This is a genomic window from Dysgonomonas sp. GY617 (assembly GCF_015233815.1).
GTDB lineage: Bacteria > Bacteroidota > Bacteroidia > Bacteroidales > Dysgonomonadaceae > Dysgonomonas_A.
Genome location: NZ_JADCLR010000029.1, coordinates 386,797 through 406,088 on the forward strand (window position 1 = coordinate 386,797; position 19,292 = coordinate 406,088).

Annotated in this window: 14 protein-coding genes; 7 read left to right on the forward strand and 7 right to left on the reverse strand. The window is 36.0% G+C overall.

Annotated features, from left to right (window positions below; genetic code table 11):
- Position 1: 1 nt before the first annotated feature.
- The 4 genes from IR022_RS17430 to IR022_RS17445 are packed head-to-tail and all read left to right on the forward strand — an operon-like array spanning position 2 to position 9,623.
- Entirely contained in the window at positions 2 to 4,114 is a 4,113-nt protein-coding gene (locus IR022_RS17430; protein WP_194204695.1) for a tape measure protein, read from the forward strand.
- Positions 4,111 to 4,584 (forward strand): hypothetical protein, encoded by a 474-nt coding sequence (locus tag IR022_RS17435; RefSeq protein ID WP_194204696.1) that lies wholly within the window; start codon positions 4,111 to 4,113, stop codon positions 4,582 to 4,584. The genes IR022_RS17430 and IR022_RS17435 overlap by 4 nt, the downstream gene beginning before the upstream one ends.
- Before the next feature lie 7 nt (positions 4,585 to 4,591).
- Positions 4,592 to 7,435, forward strand: coding sequence for an SGNH/GDSL hydrolase family protein (locus IR022_RS17440; RefSeq protein ID WP_194204697.1), 2,844 nt, complete (start codon positions 4,592 to 4,594; stop codon positions 7,433 to 7,435).
- A 13-nt stretch (positions 7,436 to 7,448) separates the two neighbouring features.
- Positions 7,449 to 9,623 (forward strand): phage tail protein, encoded by a 2,175-nt coding sequence (locus tag IR022_RS17445; protein ID WP_194204698.1) that lies wholly within the window; start codon positions 7,449 to 7,451, stop codon positions 9,621 to 9,623.
- A gap of 18 nt (positions 9,624 to 9,641) precedes the next feature.
- Here IR022_RS17445 and IR022_RS17450 read toward each other — a convergent pair whose 3' ends face one another.
- Both IR022_RS17450 and IR022_RS17455 read right to left on the reverse strand, forming a co-directional pair.
- Positions 9,642 to 10,088, reverse strand: coding sequence for a hypothetical protein (locus IR022_RS17450; RefSeq protein ID WP_194204699.1), 447 nt, complete (start codon positions 10,086 to 10,088; stop codon positions 9,642 to 9,644).
- An 11-nt stretch (positions 10,089 to 10,099) separates the two neighbouring features.
- Positions 10,100 to 10,462 (reverse strand): hypothetical protein, encoded by a 363-nt coding sequence (locus IR022_RS17455; RefSeq protein ID WP_194204700.1) that lies wholly within the window; start codon positions 10,460 to 10,462, stop codon positions 10,100 to 10,102.
- Between the two features lie 93 nt (positions 10,463 to 10,555).
- Between IR022_RS17455 and IR022_RS17460 the strand changes: the two genes are divergently transcribed.
- The 3 genes from IR022_RS17460 to IR022_RS17470 are packed head-to-tail and all read left to right on the forward strand — an operon-like array spanning position 10,556 to position 12,145.
- Positions 10,556 to 11,065: a hypothetical protein gene (locus IR022_RS17460; RefSeq protein ID WP_194204701.1), complete on the forward strand. Its 510-nt coding sequence runs from the start codon at positions 10,556 to 10,558 to the stop codon at positions 11,063 to 11,065.
- Positions 11,052 to 11,537, forward strand: a complete 486-nt coding sequence (locus IR022_RS17465) for an N-acetylmuramoyl-L-alanine amidase (RefSeq protein ID WP_194204702.1) — start codon at positions 11,052 to 11,054, stop codon at positions 11,535 to 11,537. Before IR022_RS17460 ends, IR022_RS17465 begins: the two co-directional genes overlap by 14 nt.
- Positions 11,534 to 12,145: a DUF6549 family protein gene (locus IR022_RS17470; RefSeq protein ID WP_194204703.1), complete on the forward strand. Its 612-nt coding sequence runs from the start codon at positions 11,534 to 11,536 to the stop codon at positions 12,143 to 12,145. The genes IR022_RS17465 and IR022_RS17470 overlap by 4 nt, the downstream gene beginning before the upstream one ends.
- 82 nt (positions 12,146 to 12,227) lie before the next feature.
- On the opposite strand, the gene IR022_RS17475 is transcribed toward IR022_RS17470, so the two are convergent.
- The 5 genes from IR022_RS17475 to galA all read right to left on the reverse strand — a co-directional run bounded on the left by IR022_RS17475 (position 12,228) and on the right by galA (position 19,119).
- Positions 12,228 to 13,535 (reverse strand): site-specific integrase, encoded by a 1,308-nt coding sequence (locus tag IR022_RS17475; protein WP_194204704.1) that lies wholly within the window; start codon positions 13,533 to 13,535, stop codon positions 12,228 to 12,230.
- A gap of 167 nt (positions 13,536 to 13,702) precedes the next feature.
- Positions 13,703 to 14,239, reverse strand: a complete 537-nt coding sequence (locus IR022_RS17480; RefSeq protein ID WP_194204705.1) for a GNAT family N-acetyltransferase — start codon at positions 14,237 to 14,239, stop codon at positions 13,703 to 13,705.
- A 335-nt stretch (positions 14,240 to 14,574) separates the two neighbouring features.
- Positions 14,575 to 14,976, reverse strand: a complete 402-nt coding sequence (locus tag IR022_RS17485; protein ID WP_194204706.1) for a VOC family protein — start codon at positions 14,974 to 14,976, stop codon at positions 14,575 to 14,577.
- A 376-nt stretch (positions 14,977 to 15,352) separates the two neighbouring features.
- Complete coding sequence (locus IR022_RS17490) at positions 15,353 to 16,048, reverse strand: hypothetical protein (protein WP_194204707.1); 696 nt, start codon at positions 16,046 to 16,048, stop codon at positions 15,353 to 15,355.
- 215 nt (positions 16,049 to 16,263) lie between these two features.
- A complete protein-coding gene (gene galA / locus IR022_RS17495; protein ID WP_194204708.1) occupies positions 16,264 to 19,119 on the reverse strand; it encodes a beta-galactosidase GalA in 2,856 nt (951 codons plus the stop codon).
- Between the last annotated feature and the right edge of the window lie 173 nt (positions 19,120 to 19,292).

Here is a 19,292-nt window from a genome sequence, read left to right on the forward strand (position 1 = left end):
CATGGGAAAAAGATTATCATTCAGCATAGCAGTTAATTTATTAACTGAGAATTTCAGAAAGGGAGCAAATACCATTCAGAATTCTTTGCGATCCATTCAAATGCAGATTGTGACTTTTGCCGCCGCTCTTGGGGTGGGAGGCATGGGGTTAATTGGTCTAATTTCTAGGTTAAAAGACGTTGCTAGGGAAACAAACCGGGTGCTTACTGCTCTTAAAAATGTATCCGGTGGTACACAAGGTTTTGCTGATAACTTAAGGTTTCTTAATCAACTTGCGGATAAGTACGGTATTGAGGTTAATGGTTTAACAGACAGTTTCACAAAATTCACAGCATCGGCAACCCAAGCAGGGATGTCAATGGATAACCAGAAGAAAATATTTGAATCCCTTTCACGTGCTTCCACTGCTTTTGGTCTTACAGCAGATGAGAATAAAGGGGTAATGCTGGCTCTTTCTCAGATGATGGGTAAGGGAAAGATTAGTTCGGAAGAACTGCGGAAACAGATGGGGGAAAAGTTGCCCGTTGCTATGCAAGCAATGGCAAAAGCCGCAGGCGTGTCAATGGCTGGACTTGAAAAGCTTCTTCAACAAGGAAAGTTAATGAGTGCGGATATTTTACCCAAGTTTGCAGATGCTTTGAATGAAATGATTCCCGAAATAAGCACTGATAACTTAGAATCCTCTTTAGGTAGACTAGAAAATGTATTCGGTGAATTTACTAATGCAACCGGGTTTCAAGATAAATATAAAGCCCTTGTTGACGGGTTGACTAAGTTGATAAAATCAGCAACGGAAAATATAAAAAATATCATTGTCGGTATTGTTGCCACAATAGTATTCATCATAACCAATTCTCTTACTAAAGTTTATCGGGGCTATGCTGCAAATGGTCAGCAAATTGTAGCTAATGCCACAACCACTCACAATAAATTAAGAGCAACCATTGCTGCAAGGGTTGAAGCCGAAATTGCGTTAGAAAATGCCAAATTAAGATATTTACAGGCTAGTGGTAAGCAACAAATTGCTATTGCCCGTGAAGTGGAAAAGGCGAAACAATTACTAAGTGCAAGAACTACAGCCGTTAATGCAGCACATGAGACTGCAAAGGCAGCCGCCGCACAAGCCGCTGCAATTAGATCAAGAGGGGCATGGCTTACAGCTTATGCCGCCATATCCGGAAGTATAAAGAGTCTGGGCAACGCTTTGAAGTCAATGTGGGCTTCTTTTGGACCTGCTATTGTCATATCAGCAATAATAGCACTACTAGGTTATATGAAAAATGTATATGATGAGGCAAAAAGGGTTAGAAATATATTTACAGATTACAAAAACGAAGCGGAAAAAATAACACATTCAATAGAAATAACACAACTTGAAAAATTAAAATCTATTTCAACGGATGTAAATAAATCATTAAAAGATAGGCAAACAGCATTAGATGTCTTGAATGGAATACTGAAGACAAACTACACTATTGATTCAAAATCATTACTTATTCAAGGTGATATAAACAAGAAAATAGAAGAGAGGCTTGGGCTTCTTAAGGCACAAGCTAAAGTTGAATTTTATACTCCTAAGATCGTTGAAATGGAAGATAAAATTGAAAGTCTTGAAAAAAAGAAAGCTGATCTTGAAAAGAATAAGTATAAATCTAATAAAACAGGGATATCATTAGCTAAAAGTATTCTGGGAGATGGAATCGTAGGGGGGCTGGGGATGGATACAGTGGAAAACCTTCAAAAAGAGATTCATCAACTCAATAAAGTAAGAGTAGATGCCAATGCAAAATTAGAACAAGCGATATTGGATGGTGGCTTAATTAATCAAGCTACTTCTACCACCACATCAGGTGATAATAATTTGACAGATAAAGGGGCAAAGGCTGCCGCCGAAAAAAGACTTGAAGCATTGAGAAAGCTGGATGAAGCCGATCAAAAAAGACAAACTGAAAAATTAGCTTTTGACAATGAGATAAGACAAAAAGAAATAGATGGAATGGTTGAGGGATACGATAAGCGTATCGGCCAACTAAAATTGAATTCAGATAAAGAAGATCAAGCAATAAAAGAATTTGCACAAAAAGCGGCAAAGGATCAACTTGATTATGCCAAAACCAAATATGTAAGTACTTCTGGGACTAGTACAGGTTTTGAAGATTACTATGCAAAAGCTGATCTTTCAAAAATAATGCCGGAAGGCTTAAGACCGGAAGATGTAACAAAGCAAATTAATGCCTTATATGCGAGTGCAAAGGAAGCCAATAAAAAGGGGTTGGATCAGATAAATATCGAGATTTCAAAGTCAATCATTGAGGAAAGATTACAGTTTGCATCCGAAATGGAGCAAAAGATTTATGATACAGAAAACTATTTTAATGAACGTAGGCGATTAGTAAAAAAGGGTTCGGATGATTATTTTGAATTGCTTAGTCTTGAATCAAAAGCCCTTGAATCAATAAAGTCACAGCATAACACAAAACTCATTCAAATGGAAAATGAGTATAAAGAAAAAGCTGTGGAACTAACTAGCGAATTATTCTTCTTTCAGTCTGACAAAGATTCAGCACTACTAAGACAACGAATTGAGAGTAATCAAAAATACATTGACTCGCTTAAAAAAGAATTAAAGGTTTTAACCGGATTAAATTTTGATGTGCTGGATGAGGTTACATTAAGCAACTTAACAAAGGCTTACCCAGATTTGATTTATGCTATAAAAAGAGCAAAACAAGAACAGCAAGGATTCAATAACGAGTTTGCCCGAACACCAGCCCAAAAACTTATGGAGATAAGTGGCTTGTTTAACCAAATAGTGGGAACATTAGGGGATATTTCCGGGCTTGATTTTAGCATGCTTTCTAATGCTGTAAGTGGTATTGCTTCGTTTGCCAATGGTGATTTTATGGGGGCTGCATCAAGTGGATTAGGTATTGTTTCAACGGTTGTATCTGGTATTATCGGAAAGATGGAACGACAAGCCCAAATTCAAAGAGAAATATTAAAATTACAACAAGACTATGATATTGCTTTACGTCAACAAAACTACGATCTGATAAGCTCGATTGATTATGCACGTGCTTTCAAGGATAATATGGAAGCGTTGCACTGGTTGATCGAAAAGGGTTTTGTGTCTGATACTGATTTCTCAGTATGGGAAGAATTAGAAAATCATGCAAAAACAGCTTCTAAAAATGTAGATGCGGCTAGAAGGTCTTATGATGCTATTTTCGGTGATGGTGAAAAAGTATTATCATCTATGTACGATGATAGGGCAGGTTTGGGGAGACTAGACAAAGGGTTTCTAAAAGATATTGAAGATTGGAAGAATGGAATAACGACTACAGAGGAAGCATTAAAGAGATTAGGAGCTAGGGGTTATAAAGGATTAACCGATATAGCCGAACAAATTGATAGAGCAAAAGAGGAAACCGACAAATGGACTGATTCAATGGTTGAGCTATCTAAACAGATGGATCAATTTGTAACGGGAACGGACCTTGATGGCTTTCTTGATAGTACAATGACAGCACTTACCAATCTAAAATCGGGGGTGTCTGATTTGGGAGATTTCACAGAGGAAACTTTGAAAAATGCCGTTCTGAGTTCTTTTAAATACAAGGTTTTAGCAGATGCATTAAAACCTATGTATGACAGGCTTGCTAATATGTTCCGCGAAGATACACTTGATCCTACAGATGTAAGCCAATGGGGTGTTGATCTGGAAAACCTTACAAAGGAATATTCAGATAAGTTAGAAGCCGTTTATAAATCACTTGGTTTAGATTTTGAAAACAGCAAAACACAAAAAGCTTCAACGGGTGTATCTCAAACTATAACAGAAGATACTGGGAGTAGATTGGATGGTCGATTATCAGCCGTGCAAATGTCTGGGTTGAGGATGGAAGGGTTTCTTTCTTCTTTATCACTATCCTCTAGCAATCTTTTGAATACAAATATTTCTATTGACAATGAATTGAAAAAACATACTTCTATTTTTAATGAAATGCGTACCATCCAATTAAACACTTTTCATGAGATAGAAGGTACAGGAAAATCAATGAAAAGAATTGAAGAACAGATAACTAAAGTAGAAAAAAATACAAGCAAATTATGACAGGTCAATTATTAATAAATGGAAAAGATGCTTGGGTAACATGGAATGCTTTTTTGATTATGGATTCTATAGATAATCTTCTTCTCCCAGCCTCACCCAAAGCATACACCGAAAATAATTTCAGAAGCCAGAATGGGAAACAAGTATTTATTGCCAGCCCTCGAATAGATGAAAGGGATGTACAAATCGAATTTTGCATACTAAAACAAACCAGACAAGAATTTTTGGTTGCTTACAAGAATTTTGTGGAAGAATTACTTAATGGGGTGGTGACATTAAAAATATCATTCCTTGAAGATTCATTCAAATTAACCGTTGCTAGTTTCTTAAGTCTTGGATATTATGAAAAATTTGGGAAACTATCAGTTCGTTTCAATGAGCCAAATAGTGTTCCGGTCATTTTTGAAGCTTTAGCAACTGAAACAAGCAGCTTATTATTAACAGAAGAAGGAAAAACAATTTTAATTTAAACAGAAGATGGCAACAAATATAGAAACACAAAGTGTTCCGGGTTCATTATTACCTAGAGAAAGTTCACCTAATGGAATAGATGTATTCGGTGTTAAAAGTGGGCGAACAGTAAAAACAGCATCGGATAATTTTGCATTTAAAAGTGATCTATCCAATCTCGTTAGCGGCATGTTGCCCCAAGGATCGGTAACAAATGTATCCGATTTACCAACTACCCCATTTGATGCAACCACCGACCCCAATGGGGTTAAAACGGGATACGCATATATAGTGACAAACTCAAAAGACCCCGTATCCGGATTAAGTTATATTTATGCGGCTGTAATAGTAACAACGGCTGGTGTTACTACCGTACAATGGAATAATACAAAATTAACTGCTTTTCCTAGTGATGTGCTTTCACAATCGGATATCACCCAATTGATAACCGAAGATTCATCAACAATACCAGCTAATAAAGCAGTGTTTGATGCCTTAGCTGTCATAACAGGCGGTTCACCAAAAACGATACTCCAAGTAGATGAACAATCCATATCCCGAGCCTTTCCAATAGATGTATTGAAAAGCGACACTATAACTACCCAAATGCTTACAGGTTTAAAAGCCTTTAAAACATTTCGCTTAGTCCTGTTTAAAGGCTATGAGAATAACGAATACTTCATATACGGACTATATAACTGGGCGTTCTCAAATGGAGTACCCTTATTTCGAGTTGGAAAGATGGTCGGAGCTACACGCACAGTAGTTACTCCAAACACCCTATTAGCCAATGCTATCGATTTAAAATACATCCAATCAAATACACTTCACAGAGTTTATCTGACCGATGGGGCAGGATATATAGAATTTTCCATTGACATGGCATTGTATGGAGGTTATAACCCATCACCCGACATTACCTATTTGCAAGAAAATCAAAATAAAAAGATATACGTAAAACCGTTCAAAGTAGAGGTAAGAACAGGCTTATATACAAGAGCTGTACTAGAATATTACAGAAGATACTATTACAACTACACAGGCGTACGTACGACGGGTGATTATGCAGCGCAAAAAAGTGCGATCTATCCGATTAGTGGAAACATCAACCGTCTGAAAATTACCACAATGCTAAGCGGTGATGTTCCTGCACTCGTATTCTTCAATGCAGCTATGCAGTTTATCGAATACTACAAAGACGGTTCTGCATATGCTAACAAAGAAGTACCCTTAACCCCATCTATGTCAAAGGCTGCCTTTGTAGGCATCAACGGGCAAACAGGCGAAGAAATGTCACTATGGATTGAAAATACCGAAAGCTCAGAGTTTGCATTAAATCAATTGGACATACCCGTTTCAGCCTATGTAGATGCCGCGTATATGCAAAATAACGGAACGGTTAATTCTACTGATGTAGCTGATATGTGTTATCTAAAACTAGCATGTAAGCAATCTGATGTTATAACCATAAGCTCAAAATTGGTTGCGGCTGGGGCTTCCTTAGCTGTATATAAAGATGCAAGTGGTAATGTACTCGATTACGAAGGAGGATTAACCCGAACCGATCACAACTTCTATAATCTGACAATACCAAAAGATGCCGTTGAAGTTTTTTTAAACGGTCAAAAATCTAACGGAAGATTGAAAGTATTCGCGAACGGTCGCCTTTCCGACTATCTGAACACTCAGTTGACCGATTACAATAAACAAACAATTGTAAGAACCGTATCATCTTACTATGCTAATAACGGTATACTTCAAACAGGTGATTACGCCGCACAATCAGCCACAAAAAAAAGAACCTTTGCAGGGGAACAATTTCTTATCAGTTCAACATTAACGGGGAGTGTATCGCTCATTATAGTTACCGATATCAACGGAACGGTTTTAGAACTGAAAGAAAGCGGAAACACAGGGCGCACATTCAAGGATTACCCTTATACAGCCCCTGCAAATGCCTTCTGGATTATGGTAAACGGACGCACAGGCTACGACCTTACTATCAAACGCAAAGGAATAGTACCCGTCTACAATTTCCCCTCTGAAATCGACTCGTTGAACCTCAAAGTACAAAGTCTATGGTTGTTCGGAAAGAAGATTTTAGTAGTTGGAAATTCAATCCCTGCTGGAGGTGACTATCATGAAGCCGCAGCATTAGCCGTAAATGCAACGCTTAATAATGAAGCATTGGGAGCATCCTTTATAAAACGTGGGGAGCAAAACCCAACAACGCCTATACTAGCTGATAATACGAACCGACATAGAATGTCAAGCCTTATAGAAACACAGGCTGAAAAAGCTTCAATATGGTCTGGACTATGTACTCCTGAACAATTAGCATGGGCTAAAACAACATCATACGAAATAAAAGTACTTCCTTATCTATCGGGAGTTAATAAAGTAGATTTAATAATTATCGAGCATGGCTTTAATGACCGATTGGCATTAGGAACTCTTACTGATCTGCAAAATAGAAACAAAGATACGTTTGTGGGTGCTATGGCTGCTTTGATCGACATTATCAGAAACGTAGATTATAGAATGCGAATAATGATTCAAACGCATTATGATAACACTATGACCGTATTTTCAGCTAAGGAAATATGTGAGGCACAAGAGATGGTGGCTGATTATATGGGTGTGCCTGTTTTTAAATTTTATGAAAAGACGGGGTTATCGAACCAATGGGTAGCAGGCACATCCGGACTACATCCTTCTTTTCCACGTTACGGTGCTGATCCCGTTACAGGTGATTTAACTCAAATTCAATGTGTGATGCCAGATGGCTATCATCCTCACAGTGATCCAACAGGTTTGACGCAAAAGATGATGGCAGATGTTGAGACTATAGAATATCGAGTAATAAGATAAATGAATAAAGATTATGATTTCAATAGGAAATGATTTAATAATATACAATGCTTTGGGTAGAGCAAAAATTTCACTAGGAATATCCGAAAACTTTGAACATAAAAAGGAATTGATGAAAGATAATAGTATCTCAATTCAATTCAACTTAAATGTTGTGTGTGATTTTGTTCGGGGTGATTACTTAATGTATGAAGGTGAAAAATATATGTTGAGGAAGCCCCACCAACCGGATGAGGTAAGTTTATATGAATATCACTACGAATTGATATTTGAGGGTGTTGATATGCTTTTTCAAGATTTTATTATGTTTTACACCATGCAGGGATTGAAGGAATCGGAATGGACGTTGACCTCTAGTGCTCGTGATTTTATGACTATTGCCCTAGAAAATATTAAACGGTGTTTAAATGATCCTTCTTGGATACTTGGCACGATTGAGGATACCGAGATACTGAATATTTCATTCAATGGTGACAATGTATTTGATGCATTAACCACCATTTCCGAAACTTTCGATTGTGAATGGTATGTATCCGGAAAAACTATAAATCTAGTTTCAAGGCATTCGTTTGGTGAACCTGTAGTTCTGGAGAGTGAAGTTTCTGTGGGAGATATAACCCGGTCTAATGATAATAATGAGGACTTTTGTACACGTTTGTTTGCATTTGGATCAACACGAAATATACCCAAAAACTATAGAAGTACCGGAAGTGGTGAAGCAGTGGATGCCATTGTACAACAACGATTAAGATTACCAGCAACTAACGGTGATTTTATTGATGCCATCCCCAACATGGTACAAAGTGAAATATTGGAAAAGGTAATGATCTTTGAAAATGTTTTTCCTAGACGTATTGGCACAATCACCGAAATAAGAAATGTAGACCGTACGGTTGAGGCAAACAATCCTTTTATTGTTTATTTCTTCAAAGATTCGGGGCTCGAATTTAAAAAAGAGTATATTCTTCCGGGTGAAACATTAATGATAGCTTTTGAAAGTGGAAGATTACAGGGTCGTGATTTCGAAGTAGGATATAGTGATTCTTCGGGCGAATTCGAAATAATCAATGATACCAGCAATCCGGATATGACAATCCCCAACGAAATATTAAAACCAAGTTTGGGCGATCAGTATGTACTATATAATTTTGATATTGCACTTGTAAGCAATCAATATATACCGGATGCAGAAGCCGAACTTCTACAAGAATCTACAAAATACTTAAAAAGCATAACGGAAGATAACGCAACTTATACATGTCCCAATGTACCGGGCTATTGCTACCAAAATAACATTGATTTAGATATAGGGCAAAAGGTGCAAATGGTTAGCCCCATATTTATGGATGGAAGCAGAACCAGCCGGATATTTGGATTTACAAAAAGTTTATTCAACAAATACATCTGTACCTACATTGTGGGTGATGTGGCAAACCCATCGCTTACCCGAAAGGTGGATGATAACATGAATAAAACAAAAAAGCTGATTGATGTTCAATATCGGGAAACAAGTAAAAGCATACAAGCCCTAAACTATCTACGTACTGCAATGGAGAATGAAACGGTAATAGATAACGGGATGATACTTACAACCTTGTTGAGGATGGGAGCAAAAGCTGGGAATAATTGGGAGGAACATGCTGGGATAAGTGGTATCTATGAAAGTGACGCCGATCCGGCGTTTTGGGCTGGTGGTACTTTTCAAGATGCTATTAATAGCCTTTCTAATATTCTTTTCCGTATGGATGGATCGGGGCAATTGGCAAAAGGAAATATTTTGTGGGATACCTTGGGTAATCTGCTAACTAGAGGAAGATTTGAAAGTAATGATGATGATAATAGAATTGTTATTGATCCTGTCACCCGAAGTTTAACGCTATTTCATAAAGAGCTTGAAGTATTCAAACTAAACTTCTTTGTGAATGGTTTCTTTGTGGGTCCCGAAATGGAATTTAATCTTTGGGATACTAGTACAAATAAAAAATTACGTCAAGTGAGAATAACAGGTGAAGCAATTCTTATCAATAGGTTCTTAGAAAATGGATTACCCAAACGTTTCTTTGGTGCTGATGTTGCAACTAGTAAGATTTGGATAGATGCGGATTCTTTACCGCAAAGTCATGAAGATTCTTTTGCTACCGAAATGTATATGGATGGTGAGTCTGTAAACATAAATAGAGGGGAATAAACAACCCCTCTATTTATTTTATTTATTTCTTGGAAAATAAAACCATATTGTATTTATAACGCCATATTTTTGAGGATATATATAATAAGTATCAGCGTTAAACTGATCCTTGTTTTCGTTTTTTCTATATTTCTTAGATAATGATGCAACTGTTTCATCATATCTATCTATAGGTTGATTTTCAATAGTCACTTGTATTTCATCTACTTTTCCATTTGTAGTTCCATATATAATCATATATTGTAAATCCCCTTTTACTTCCTTGTATGTAGAAGTTGTGCCTTCAACAAGTTCCCTTTTTTCGGCAGCACGTACTTCATCAAGTGTTTTGCCAAACATAATAAGCGGCTCATTAAATATTAATTCAGCATTGGGGTTGATAATATTGATTTCATCTTTATCATCATCGGATGAACAACCGATAAATAAAGCAGTCAATAAAAGGAGTGTAAGTATTTTTTTCATAATTGTATAGTTTATCTTTTCACATTTGCTATATATGTCTTAAACTCATCACTTAGAAACACATTTAAATTTTCTTTTATTATTTTATTTGGATCGTTTAAAAACTCACCAAGTGATATATCTTTTCCTTCTGGAGAAATTAGTGTATAATGATATATTTCGGGATGCAACTCTGTTTTCATATCAAATCGGAGTTGCATTAAGATAAGAAACCTACGATGTGCATCACAAAAAGCTACTGAATCATTAGAAGCTTTTATAATTTCGTCACTAACTTTAGTATGACCTGCGAAAATTTCATATTTATATTCCTGTTTGCAGGAACTTAATAGTATTCCTGTCGAAAATAACAGAATAATAACTAAGTGTTTCATAATTGTATAGTTTACTTGTATCCACAAATATACAATTTACCCCCAAATAATACACAAAATGATATATGATATAAATAGTAATTTATCTATATCATGCACAGAATATTGAACAAACTTCCCTTCTTGAAAGATATACAAGCCCCACTTATCGGTGTTTCTACTCTATTTGCTGCCTACTTCGATAGTACTTATACATTTATGATTGCTCTGTTTCTGGCATTCTCATTTAATATTTTAGCCGGGTTAATGGCTGATGAGGTAAAGTTTCAGATGTGGCGGCTTGTCAATTTTGACGGTCACAAGTTTAAAGATAGTTTAAAGGAACTATTACTAATTGTATTAGTTACTTACTTTCTAAAAATGCTTATGGACTTGATGCACCACAACGAAAAATCGGTGTATGTGGTGCAAATATTAGTCTGGTTGGCATTGTATTTCTATGTGAGGAATAGTTTGAGAAACTTATCAAAGGCGTACCCAAAGATAAAGTGGATAGTGGTGGTATATTATTTATTCAGCTTCCAATTTGCAAAGATGATGCCCGAAAGTGTAAATAAAGCAATTGAACAAACAGAAAAAGGAATAGAAAATGAGAAAGATTAACAAGGTGATTATCCATTGTAGTGCAACAAAGGAAGGTGTAAACTACACAGAGAAAGATATTAGGAAATGGCACACCACCCCGAAAGCACAAGGCGGCAATGGTTGGAAAGATATAGGATACCATTTCATTGTGTTACTTGATGGTAGTGTTGAGGTTGGTAGACCTATTGAACAAATTGGAGCACATTGTGCCGGGCATAATACCGATTCAATTGGCATATGCTATATAGGAGGTTTAGATACCAATAGCAAACCTAAGGATACACGAACCGAAGGACAAAAGGATGGAATTGAAGATACATTGAAAAACTTAATTGAAAAATATCCAAGCATCCAAGAAATAAAAGGGCATAGAGATTATTCACCGGATTTAAACGGAAACGGGATTATTGAGTCGTTTGAATGGCTGAAAGCTTGTCCCTGCTTTGATGCAGAACCCGAATATAAACGCCTACTAAAAAATAAAAGATGAATAGTTTAAAAGTGTATCTCATTATAGGAAGTATTATTGCTTTACTTTTCGGTTCAACTGTTTTTCTATCAAACCAACTAAAAAAGGAGAAAGAAGAAAAAGAACTGTATAAAAAAAACACATCGGTTTTGATGGATAAGATAGAAACATACCAAACAAAGGATAGTTTAAATGTTGTTTCGGTTGGTGTGTTGGAATTAAAGTTATCAGAATATAAGAAATATCGTTCGGATGATTTGAAGCTTATAAACAGTTTGAATGTGGATAAAAAGAGATTGGAACAAATAACCTCAACTCAAATACAAACTATTTATGAATTAAAAGGTTCGGTAAGGGATAGTTTAATTTATCGGGATAATTACATTATTGATACTCTCAAATGTATTACTATTCATAATACTTGGTTCGATCTGAAAGGATGCAGTAACCGAAATAACGACTTTTCGGGCTCGTTTGAAAGCAGGGATAGCTTAATTTATATAGAACATATAGTTCCTAAAAAGTTCTTATTCTTCAAATGGGGAATTAAAGAGCGAAAACAAGAGATATTATCTAAAAACCCTAATACTAAAATACTCAATGCTGAATATATAAGTATTAGGGATTAAAAATACTTCAATTTATTTATAGTTTACTTTTAAGGGTGCTTTGCTGTGATAGCAAGGCATCCTTTGTTTTATCTTCTTTCGGTTATTTACCACTAAAATACGGATGATTTATCAAACGCTTAGCGTTATCTTCTGCCGTAACCTTAATATATTTTATTGTTTGTTCTACTTTTGAGTGTCCAAGTATATCTTGGATGAATTTCAAATCTATTCCAGCTAGATACATATTTGTTGCACCAGATCGCCGGGCTGTGTGGGTAGTAATGAATTCCCATTTTTTCTTTACAACCTCAACTCGCTTTCCACCTCTAGTCTTAGCAAGTATAACATCTTCGTTTATCCCCGCCAATTTGCCAATTGCTTTGATTTGCTTATTGTGCTTCTGGTCCGATATAGGTAAAGGAAGTATATTATTTCTTCTTTTTAATAATTCTCTTAGTTGGTGGTGCATGGGGATATATACCTTTTTATCCTTCTTCTGTGTCCATATACGAACAATATCATCTTTGAAATGCAACGCATCTAACCGGGAATAATCCGAATGTCTAAGGGCTGTAAAGCATCCAAAAAGAAACCTATCTCTTTCTTCGTTCAATGATTTTATAGTAACTTTTAGATTTTTGTTTTTGTATTCATTGATTTTAAGTAAATCTTCCGTTATTACAAGATCATATATCCTTTGAATTTCTTCTTGTGTTAGATATATAGAATCTGTTTCTTCGGATTGAACTTTAAATTCTGCATCTTTATGTCCTGTAAATTCGTGTTCCTTACCTTGTGAAACAGTCATAAATTTGGATATATTTTTGAATACAGTTCCGATATAGTTTTTAGTGTAGTTTATTTCATCTTCACCTTTGGTGTATGTACTATTCAACAACCAATTATTGAACCTATTGTAAAAATCAATATCAATATCAATAAATCGAAGCTTTATCTTATTTGCTTTCTCAAACTCTATAAGCTTGTTTATTGTTGTTTGGTAGCTTTTCTTTGTGTTGTGGCTTTTGTTTGATTCCTCTTTATATTTGAGAGCAAAAGAAACTAGATATTGTTGATCTTCATTTTCGATAACCCCACCAGCTTCAATGCTTCGGTTTCTAAAGATTCTATCAACTTTATCCCTTACCATTTTTTGAGTAGGAATAATTAAACCAAAACTATTAATTGCTTCTTCAATTAGATTAACCCAATCATCAAGCCGGATATTTATATGTGATGCTTCTGGGTATTCTCTTGATGTCCGGCATCTATATTTATTCTCATTCCAATATTTAGTGATTACACTCTCACCAATAGAGAATGTATATCTTTGTCCTTTGTTTCGTACTATAGCACGAAGAGCAGATGTGTCTTTCTTTGCGTTATCTAGGTAGAATCCAACTTTCATTTTACGGAACATTTTACGGAACAAACAAGTTCCTTATTATTGCAAAAATAGGTAATTTAAAATACAAGATATCGCCAAACGTTCTTTTAATTACCTATTTCGCACATAATAGGTAATTATAGCGAACTTCGGGTCTGGGTACTAAGAAATCCTGATAGAGAAATCTGTCAGGATTTATTTTTGTTAGCTAATTGTAGTTTCATCATTATATCTGTCTGTTCATCATCACCTAATTTGAAAATATGTTTATCAAACTCGATAAAACCATTTTTCTTATAAAAAGCTATGGCTTTTGGGTTCTCTTCCCAAACTCCTAGCCAGACGTAGTCGATGTTTTTCTGTTTTGCCTTTTCTATTGCTTTTTCATAAAGTAACTGTCCTGCATATTTCCCTTGAAATTTTTGAAGAACATAAATCCGTTCAATCTCCAGTCCTTGCTCATCTTTTATTTCCGTCTGAGCTTGCCCCCAATTTATTTTTAAATAGCCGATTATGTCATCGTTAATGATTGCGAAATAAAGTAAGGAATCACTATTACTAAGTTCAGTGGTTAATTTTTCTATCGAAAATTTCTCTTCTAAATAGTTCGTCATATTCTCTTCTGTATTTGTTGATGAGAATGTTTCATGAAAAGTTCGTCTACCAATTTCTTGTAATTGATTAATATTATTTAGAGTTACTTTTTTTATGAGTATATTTTCCATACTTATGTCGCTTTTTTATATACAAATATATGTAATTTACGGTTTCGGTATTCATTACCTCACTTCAAAAATTAAGTCTCAATTTTCAAGAATTTGGTCAGAGAATAGAACGCCTAAGGGTACTTAAAGAAAATAGATAGAGAAACCTGTCAGATTTTTGTTTTATGTAGTATTTACGTATCTGTCGTTCGTCTTTCATCTATTATTAAAATAATGGCGACTGGCTTCAATTGATAGTATTCAGCTTGCAATTCCTCTTCTTTACATAAAATACTAAGACAAGCTTCGTTTACTGTTATAGATTACTTTATATAGATGAAAGTCATGGATAAATATTATACGGGTTCATGTGTGTATGTACCAATGCAGAATGGATGACCTGCCGGATCGATCATTGTTTTTGATGTTTTGAAATATTGTTCATCTGTTATTTTTGCTCCACATTTGATCGCATGCTCCACTCCTTCTTCGAGATTATTGACAAATAAATCGAGATGCAGCATTTGCGCTTGTTTTCCTTCTTGCCATGGCCACACAGGTGGTTGGTATCCTTCGATTTCCTGAAATATAAAGATCATTCCTGTTGGAGAAGTAATTGCCGCCCAACCTTCATTAGCACGAGGATGCGTCCATTCCCAACTCATCAATTTACTGTAAAAAGCAGCCATAATGCTTGCATCAGCACAATCTATCACAACGTTTATTCCAATTATAGGAACTCCATTTTTATTTTCCATTTTATTTCTATTTGTTATTTGTATTGAGGAGATGTCTATATTCTAAAAGATTATCTACACAAAAACCTTAACGAAGTTATAATACAAGAATTATGTTTATTCTTAAAGGATATGTCTTTTCATAGTAATTCTCTCTTACAAATATATGCAATATTTGATTTAGGAGTATGCTATCTCAGTTCAGAAATGAGATCTAAATCTCTAACTCGTTTGAGAATAGAAGGACTAAAAGTGCTAAAAAGGAGAAAACTCAAATAATTGAATTTTCTCCTTTTTTTCTTCATTGTATTTCCTATTGAAAAACCTACAAAACTAATCTGCAGATATAGCGATTCTAAATGAAATTAGGTCAAAATTCTATTAGTCCATATTGTTATTACATCAAATCGGCTGCACTATTTTTCTTCTTACCTTTTTCATCTCTTTTCCTTTCTTTATCCTGATACTTTTTTATGTAATTAGAAGTTGGTTCTATTCCTGTGTAAAGTGTAAAGGTATAAACATTATAAGATTCATCGTGAGATGCAGATTTAGTTTGTTCTTTGGCTGGAGACCATTTGGTGCTGGTATCTTGTGTTGTGGATTGAGTAGATGATTGTGATCTTGTAGTATAGGTCAATGCAAACGAATACTTGTCGTAATTAAACTGCATCTTATTTAATAGTCCGGAATTGGTCTCGAGTTGAGCCTCTCCATTATCTTTGGCGAATGTCATTATTTTGTGATATAACTCTGGGTCATAGAATATGACTTCAATAGATGCCACGCCTGTTTCTCCCTTCTGAATAATAACTTCATAGTCATTGACATCGGGAATATAGTTAGTCGGATTATCAGCGAGAGCTCCCAAGATGCTGGCGGCAACCATCAGACCGTTTTTCTTTCTCAGGGTATATTGGTTCTTATCGCTATTATACTTGAATTTTTGATTCAATAATTCTTCATGTGACATTTTCAGCATTTTGCCATATGGAATTATATTTTCAACCGAATCATTCTGTGTTGAACTTTGTGCCAATGAGTTAGAAACTACCAATAGAAAAAAGGCTGCTAAGATTAAAATAGATTTCATAATGTTCATTTGAATAGTGGTCACTTTTGTTGTGGCTTCCGATTTAGAAGCCTTATACTAAACAAAGGAAAACGATGTAAAGTTTTTCAAAATATTCATATTCTGGAGTTATAAATAAGGGCTCAACTCTAAACTAAAAAAAACGCCAGATGTAATCTGACGTTTTTTATTTTTTCTATAATTGAATTAATAGAAAATTTTTAAAAAGTTATTTTCTATTTAGTAATTGTAGCTTTATCGAGAATAGAAACCATTCCTCCTAATCCCACTTTATCACTTATATTTCCTTCGATAAGAACATTAAGCTGATAGTCTCCTGCTAATGGAGGGAATTCAGCAACAAAATCAGAAGCCTCCGCTTTATTTTTGGTTCCGATGAGTTGTCCATTAAGCCAGATCTCAGCTTTGCCAGTTAGGTTTTTGAAAAGAATTCTGCCTCCTTCGGTTTGTTGAAGTTTGTATGGTGTAAATGTTGATCGGTAAACCTGATACTTTCCTTTTTCCAAAGTCTGTAACTGACCATTACGGATGGGTTCCCAACTATTCATATCATTATCCGAAAGTTTTAGATTTGGATCGGGTCGTGATGTTGTACTAGGAGACAAGAGCCATTTATCTAGTACTAGAGTAGGTGATACTCTTGTTACGAAGGGAATCTGTGTAACTTGTGTGACGGGAATACTTATTGTTGCCGATTTTAGACCTTTGCTCTTAGCTGTCACTATCACTTTGTCATTTGTATTCTCGTTACTTTGAATTATTGCCTGAGCTAACCCATGGTAAAGACTTCTTGTGGAAGCTTTATCTAATTCATGTGAGTTTGGATCTCCGTTACCAACACCAATCAGTTTACCATCTCCCGATACTTCAAATTCAATAAGCATATTTGCTGTAGGTACGGGTCTTCCCTTTTTGTCTAAAGCTTGTACGGTGATGGGCATGGCATCCCATCCGTCTCCGTCTATAGAAGGGCGATCTGCAATTAACTGAATGCTTACGGGTTCATCCGTAGTTTCTATTTTCGTACGAATTACTTCTTTGCCATTTCGGTAACCGATAGCTTCTAGTTTTCCGGGTTGATAAGGTATATCCCACGAATTGAAATTGTATTTATCTACATCTTCTTCCGCTATTGTTTTACCATTCACTATAAGCTTAACTTTATCAACATTGCTGATAGCCATTACTTTTATATTCTTGCCAATACTGTCAGCAGGCCAGTTCCAATGGGGTTCCAGATGAAGAATCGGACGATCTAACCAGAAAGCCTGATAGATATAATAAGCCGATTTTGGGAATCCGCATAAATCCATGATTCCAAAATTAGAACTTACTGTTGGCCATGCAAATGGGGTAGGCTCTCCTTTGTAGTCGAAACCTGTCCAGACGAAACAACCTGCCAGAAACGGGCGTTCATTAATATCTTTCCACGATTTACGGTGAGTTGTGCCCCAATCTGGGTGCTGTGTATCGTACGAATCTAATAGATTTTTACTATGATCTGTCACGTATTGTCCTCGTTGCATTACGCACGATACATCTTCCGAACTGGTGAGACACATGTGTGGGTTTGCTTTTCGGAAATCATCATAAGCGTATGATTGGTAGTTGAAGCCTACAACATCCGCGGCTTGCGATACATTTATTTCAGAAAATAGTCCTCCATTCATTGCAGCAGTAACGGGACGTGTTGTATCTAATTTCTTTACCTCGGTCGACATACGTCGCACCATTTCGTAACCGATTTCGGTTCCTTGCATAGGTTCTTCATTGAAAACCGACCATAGGATAACGCTGGGGTGATTACGGTCGCGCTGTATTAGCCACTGTAATTGGCGTATATATTCGGGCGAAGAATTGAAGTTACGGTTTTCATCCATAACCATGATACCTATACTATCACACACTTGCAGAAATTCGCGCGATGGCGGATTATGGGCACAACGATAAGCGTTTGATCCCATCTCTTTCAGCTTACGTAAACGAAATTCCCAAAGAGAATTAGGCATAGCAACTCCTACACCTGCATGATCTATGTGATTACATGTTCCTTTAAGTTTCATAGGCTGGTCGTTCAGATAAAAGCCAGTGTCTTTATCAAAACGGATGGTGCGAAAACCACATTTAGTTGTAGCTTCATCCAATAGTTTTCCATTTTGTTTCACCTTGGTTTCTACAGTATATAAGTAAGGATCATCTACTGACCATAAATGCGGATTGCTTACGGGTATAGACAATGATGCCACTGCCTGATCGAAAAGCTTAACTGAGGTTTTGGTTGCGTTCTGTGCAACTTGCTTTCCCGACTTGTCAAATAAACTTACCTCTACTTCTATATTTGAGGCATCACCTTTTCCTGAATTCTGTAATGTTATTTCGGCAGGAATCTCCCAGCTACCGCTTACTGTTTTTACAGGGTTGGCATATACTCCATCGGTAATAATATGAAGAGGCGAACGCTTTACCAGCCATGTGTGGCGATAAATGCCTGCACCCTCGTACCACCATCCTTCTTGTGCTACTGCGTCTACCCGAATAGCGATTGTATTTATTTCATCGCCATATTTTACAAGAGGAGATACGTCAATGTATGATGAGGTATAGCCACACCAATTGCGATGTACAACTGTGCCATTCACCCAAATAGTAGCATGTGTTGCAATACCATCAAATTGAAGTTCGAGGTGTTTGCCTCTGTCAGAATTATCTAGTTTGAAGTGACGACGATACCATCCGTAACCTCTTTGCTTATAGCCTTGCGACAGGTTTTCAGTAGAGTCGAAAGGCATTTCTACTGCCCAATCGTGTGGTAAGTCAAGTTCGCGCCACCCTTTATCATCATAGCCGGGAGCTGCTGCGCCTGTAGCACGAGCTGCTTTGGTGCTGCTATAGGTTGCATTATGACCTTTGATTATTGGAAAGGGAATATCTCCCAGATGAAAGCGCCACCCTTTATCTAACGATAAACGCTCGTGTTTTGCTGCTAATATTGCTTCGTTATTATTGCTTTGCTGGGCAAGGAGCCCTAAAATAGAGCACATAGCTAGCAATAGAGAAAAGATTTTCTTCATAGATATTAGTATTTATTTATTCGGTTTTGATAGATTTAAGCATTAAAGATAGAACATATATTTATGGAAAACTAAATTATTTCCCATCAGCTTTTCTTAGATAGTATTTGTGTTCAATAGATAAGATGACTTTATAAATAAGTCTTCCTTTAAAATCAATAACTCGGTCATCT